Origin of the sequence: Streptomyces sp. (assembly GCF_036524955.1) — a bacterium.
Taxonomy (GTDB): Bacteria; Actinomycetota; Actinomycetes; order Streptomycetales; family Streptomycetaceae; genus Actinacidiphila.
In genome coordinates this window covers 1-5,741 of record NZ_DATDBG010000306.1, presented here as the reverse complement: position 1 = coordinate 5,741, position 5,741 = coordinate 1, and the positions used below count along the sequence as shown (strand labels likewise).

General features: G+C 69.2%; 3 protein-coding genes. 1 reads left to right on the top strand and 2 read right to left on the bottom strand.

Translation table 11 applies throughout. The annotated features are described in order from the left end of the window. Positions 1 to 522: 522 nt before the first annotated feature. Positions 523 to 1,413 (bottom strand): Yip1 family protein, encoded by an 891-nt coding sequence (locus VIW71_RS24230; RefSeq protein ID WP_331624712.1) that lies wholly within the window; start codon positions 1,411 to 1,413, stop codon positions 523 to 525. A 133-nt stretch (positions 1,414 to 1,546) separates the two neighbouring features. Then, a complete protein-coding gene (locus VIW71_RS24225) occupies positions 1,547 to 3,829 on the bottom strand; it encodes a (Fe-S)-binding protein (protein ID WP_331624711.1) in 2,283 nt (760 codons plus the stop codon). Between the two features lie 492 nt (positions 3,830 to 4,321). Here VIW71_RS24225 and dnaK point away from each other — a divergent pair. Further along, on the top strand, positions 4,322 to 5,741 hold a 1,420-nt coding region (gene dnaK, locus VIW71_RS24220; protein WP_331624710.1), incomplete at its 3' end, for a molecular chaperone DnaK.

The following is a 5,741-nucleotide window of genomic DNA, read 5'->3' as shown; positions in this document are numbered from 1 at the left end:
CGCCTATCGGCAGATACGGCTCGATCAACGTCCACTGCTCGTCGGTGAGTTGCCTTCGCGTCACGACCGTCTTCCTACATGCTCCCCCTGCCAGACGGCGCCGGATCAGCAAAATTGATCACGACATCACACAGGCCCTAGTGCCGCGTCAGCCGGAGTTGCCCCGTCGCGACGCCCGGCACGGCATCTCGCGGTGTTGCCGCATCGACCGGGCAGGCCCACTGCGAGGCCGGTCCGGCGCCTTGCGACGCACCGCGCCGGACGCCGCTCCTTGACGGGCACACCCTGACCGCCGCGGCACCAGTCCCACCACTGGTCCCACCCGCGCGAAGATCCGGCCGTCTCCCGGCGGAGCGGTGACCGGGCGGCCCTGGACCAGGGCCGAGTGCCGGAGACGTGGTCGGGAGCGTCGGCGGCGGAGTGGCCGGCGGCGTGGTCGTACAGCCGCTGCACCCGCCACCGTCACCGCACCCACCGCTCCCCGCCGCGGCAGGGCCCGCCCCGCCCGGCCCCCGCACCTGCCTAGATCAGCGGCAGCTTGAACAAGGTCAGCAACGCCACCAGTTGGATCGACGCCGCCCCCAGCGCCTTCAGCCACGGCAGATCATGGGATTTGCGCACCATCGACGTCAGCAGCACCGCGCACGCGACCCAGGTGAGCCAGCCCAGCAGTTGGACGAAGGAGTTGGCGCCGCCCAGGAAGAGGGCGAACAGGAGGCGGGGCGCGTCCGTCAGGGACGTGATCAGCATCGCCAGGCCGATGGTGGGCGCCCAGGCGCCGTCGCCGCCGAGCTGACGGGCGAGGGTGTTGGTGACCGCGCCCAGGGTCAGGCCGCACAGCACGACCGCGACGGCGGTCGTGAGGACCCAGGGGATGCTGGTGGACAGCGTCGCGTCCAGGACGTCCTGACGGGCGCCGTCGAAGCCGAAGACGGCGAGCAGCCCGTAGACGAAGGTGACCGTGAGGGCCGGGCCCCACATGGTGTGGTCGCGCATCTGCCAGAACGTACGGCCCGGGTGCCGGACGATGCCGCCGAGCAGTGCCTTCCAGTGCAGCCTGGGGCCTGCGGGCGGCGCGGCGGCCTGGCCCGCGCGGTACGTGGCCACGTTGTCGTACGAGGACGGCTCCCGGTCGCGGTACGATCCGCCGTTCGGGTACGACGGGCCCGACCCGTTTCCGTACGCCCCCTCCGGGCCTCCCATCGTGAACGCCCGCGTGTGCCCCGGAGTGTCGTCGTACCCCGGGGTGCTTCCGGCGGCTGGGGGCGGACCCGCCGGCGAACCGTAGTACTCCGGCTCCCCGGAGGGCGCCGCACCGGCGCCGTACCCCGCGGGCGCACCGGCCTGCCCGAAGCGCGGAGGGTAGCCGCCCCGCTCGCCGCCCTGACCCCGTCGATCCCTGAAACCAGCCACGCTCCGAACGTACCCGTTCAGCGGCAGCGCCACAGCCGCACGCCGTACGGAACCGTGCCTTTGCCGCCAACCTGTGACACGTCGCTCACACCGTCGCTCGACCGGCCCGCAGGACTGCCCTCGCGCCAGGCCCTCACGCCGTCCCCGCGGGCTCCCCCGCCGCCGCGACCGCCGACGCGGCCCGCGGCGCCCGGACCGAGTCGAGCAGCAGTTGCGCCACGTCCACGACCTGCAGGTTCTCCTTCGCCTGGCCGTCGTTCTTCTTTCCGTTGACCGAGTCGGTCAGCATCACCAGGCAGAACGGGCACGCGGTGGAGATGATGTCCGGGTCGAGGGAGAGGGCCTCGTCGACGCGCTCGTTGTTGATGCGCTTGCCGATCCGCTCCTCCATCCACATCCGGGCGCCGCCGGCGCCGCAGCAGAAGCCGCGTTCCTTGTGGCGGTGCATCTCCTCGTTGCGCAGGCCGGGGACCTTGGCGATGATCTCGCGCGGCGGCGTGTAGACCTTGTTGTGGCGGCCGAGGTAGCACGGGTCGTGGTAGGTGATCAGGCCCTCGACGGGGGTGACCGGGACCAGCTTGCCGTCGTCCACCAGCGACTGGAGCAGCTGGGTGTGGTGGATGACCTCGTACTCGCCGCCCAGCTGCGGGTACTCGTTGGCGATGGTGTTGAAGCAGTGCGGGCAGGTCGCGACGATCTTCTTGGCGGCGCGCGGCCTGCGGGTGGACGGATCGGCCCCCGCGGCGGAGCCGCTGTCGTCAGCGGTCTCGCCGAAGGCCATGTTGAGCATCGCGACGTTCTCCGCGCCGAGCTGCTGGAAGAGGAACTCGTTGCCGAGGCGGCGGGCGGAGTCGCCGGTGCAGTTCTCCTCGCCGCCCATGATCGCGAACTTCACGCCCGCGGTGTGCAGCAGCTCGGCGAAGGCCTTGGTGGTCTTCTTGGCGCGGTCCTCCAGGGCGCCGGCGCAGCCGACCCAGTACAGGTAGTCGACTTCGGTGAGGTCCTCGATGTCCTCGCCGACGACCGGGACCTCGAAGTCGACCTCCTTGGTCCAGGCCAGGCGCTGCTTCTTGGGCAGGCCCCAGGGGTTGCCCTTCTTCTCCAGGTTCTTCAGCATCGTGCCGGCCTCGCTGGGGAAGGACGACTCGATCATCACCTGGTAGCGGCGCATGTCGACGATGTGGTCGACGTGTTCGATGTCGACCGGGCACTGCTCGACGCAGGCGCCGCAGGTGGTGCACGACCACAGCACGTCGGGGTCGATGACGCCGTTCTCCTCGACCGTCCCGATCAGCGGCCGCTCGGCCTCGGCGAGCGCGGCGGCGGGGACGCCGGCGAGCTGCTGCGCGGTCGCCTTCTCCTGGCCCTCCATGGTCTTGCCGCCGCCGGCCAGCAGGTAGGGGGCCTTGGCGTGCGCGTGGTCGCGCAGGGACATGATCAGCAGCTTGGGGGAGAGCGGCTTGCCGGTGTTCCACGCGGGGCACTGGGACTGGCAGCGTCCGCATTCGGTGCAGGTGGAGAAGTCGAGGATGCCCTTCCAGGAGAACTGCTCGACCTGGGAGACGCCGAAGACGTCGTCCTCACCGGGGTCCTCGAAGTCGACCGGGACGCCGCCGCTGGTCATCGGCTGGAGGGCGCCGAGCGCCACCGCGCCGTCGGGGTTGCGCTTGTACCAGATGTTGAAGAACGCCAGGAAGCGGTGCCAGGCCACGCCCATGTCGGTGTTCAGGCCGAGCACGATGGCCCAGATCATGGTGACGCTGAGTTTGACCGCCGCGGTCGCGTACACGATGTTCTGCAGGGTCTCGGTGCTCAGCTGCCGGAAGGCGGCGACCAGGGGGTACGAGACGAGGTACGCGGCCTCGTAGTGGTGGACGCCGTGCAGGGCGCCCTCCAGGCCGCGCAGCGTCAGGATGGCCAGGCCGATGGTCAGCACGACGTACTCGACGAAGTACGCCTGCCAGGCCGTGGAGCCGGCGAAGCGGGACTTGCGGCCGGGGCGGGAGGGCAGGTTCAGCAGCCGGATCACGATGAGGGTGATGATGCCCAGGGTGGTGAGGGTGGCCAGCACTTCGGTGTAGAGCTCGTACGGCAGCCAGTCGCCGAGCACCGGCAGTATCCAGTCGGCCTCGAACAGCTGGCCGTAGGCGTTGACGATGGTCAGGCCCAGGGTGAGGAAGCCGACCGCCACGAACCAGTGGGCGAGGCCGACGATGCCCCACGTGTTCATCCTCGTGTGGCCGACGAACTCCCGGGTCAGCGTCCTGGTCCTGGTCACCGGGTCGTCGGTGCGGGTGCCGGCCGGGACCGGCTGGCCGAGCCGGACGAACCGGTAGATCTGCGCGACGGCGAGGCTGATGAGCGCGACGCCGACCGCGGAGAGGACCAACGACACGATGATCGCGGCGAGTTGCATAGTGGCTCCTCGGGCCTGCGCGGCGGTTCTGCCTGGGGACTGGTCGGCGGGACGGTCGGTGGGGCCGGTCCGGTGACCGGCCCGGTGGACTGGCTCGTTGGGACTGGACTGCCGGGCGGGCCGGCCCCGGGGTTCGTGCTCACCGGCCCCACGTTCGTACTAAGCGGTAACTTACCCTGGTCTCCGCTGAGATTACCCGGGAACGAGGGGCACTTGAAGCCGCGTCGGTGGTGATCTGTGTCGCGCGTCCCCTCGCTGCTGCGAAACACCAGGGAAGCGCCTTTAATCGTGACAATCATGGATGAAACGGGCAACGTCAAGGTGGACGTGGCGGCCGGTCCCTCCGGCCCGCACCCCGCACCCCGTGCGCCCCGTGCGATGCGCTTCTCGCGCGCCGCTAAGTTGAGCCCCTTCGACTCATGTCTGTTGACACTGAATCCCCGCTGATGCACTCTTGAGCCAGATCCACTCAAGTCAGTTGGAGGACTCACCATGGCACGTGCGGTCGGCATCGACCTGGGCACGACTAATTCCGTCGTCAGCGTTCTGGAAGGCGGCGAGCCCACCGTCATCACCAACGCAGAGGGCGCCAGGACCACGCCGTCCGTCGTAGCCTTCGCCAAGAACGGCGAGGTGCTCGTCGGCGAGGTGGCCAAGCGCCAGGCCGTTACCAACGTGGACCGGACGATCCGGTCGGTCAAGCGCCACATGGGCACCGGCTGGAAGATCAACCTCGACGGCAAGGACTTCAACCCCCAGCAGATCTCCGCCTTCATCCTGCAGAAGCTGAAGCGGGACGCGGAGTCGTACCTGGGTGAGAAGGTCACCGACGCGGTGATCACCGTCCCGGCGTACTTCAACGACTCCGAGCGCCAGGCCACCAAGGAGGCCGGTGAGATCGCCGGTCTGAACGTGCTGCGCATCGTCAACGAGCCGACCGCCGCCGCGCTGGCGTACGGCCTCGACAAGGACGACCAGACGATCCTCGTCTTCGACCTCGGCGGCGGCACCTTCGACGTCTCGCTGCTGGAGATCGGCGACGGCGTGGTCGAGGTGAAGGCCACCAACGGCGACAACCACCTCGGCGGCGACGACTGGGACCAGCGGGTGGTGGACTACCTGGTCAAGCAGTTCCTGTCCGGCCACGGCGTGGACCTGTCCAAGGACAAGATGGCGCTCCAGCGCCTGCGCGAGGCCGCGGAGAAGGCGAAGATCGAGCTGTCCTCGTCCACCGAGACCTCGATCAACCTGCCCTACATCACCGCGTCCGCCGAGGGCCCGCTGCACCTGGACGAGAAGCTGACCCGCGCCCAGTTCCAGCAGCTCACCGCGGACCTGCTGGACCGCTGCAAGACGCCGTTCCACAACGTCATCAAGGACGCCGGCATCCAGCTCTCCGAGATCGACCACGTGGTCCTGGTCGGCGGCTCGACCCGGATGCCCGCCGTCGCCGAGCTGGTGCGCGAGCTGACCGGCGGCAAGGACGCCAACAAGGGCGTCAACCCGGACGAGGTCGTCGCCATCGGCGCGTCGCTCCAGGCCGGTGTGCTCAAGGGCGAGGTCAAGGACGTCCTGCTGCTCGACGTCACCCCGCTGTCCCTGGGTATCGAGACCAAGGGCGGCATCATGACCAAGCTGATCGAGCGCAACACCACGATCCCGACCAAGCGCTCGGAGATCTTCACCACCGCCGAGGACAACCAGCCGTCGGTGCAGATCCAGGTCTACCAGGGCGAGCGGGAGATCGCCGCCTACAACAAGAAGCTCGGCATGTTCGAGCTGACCGGTCTGCCGCCGGCCCCGCGCGGGATGCCGCAGATCGAGGTCACCTTCGACATCGACGCCAACGGCATCATGCACGTCGGCGCGAAGGACCTGGGCACCGGCAAGGAGCAGCGGATGACCGTCACCG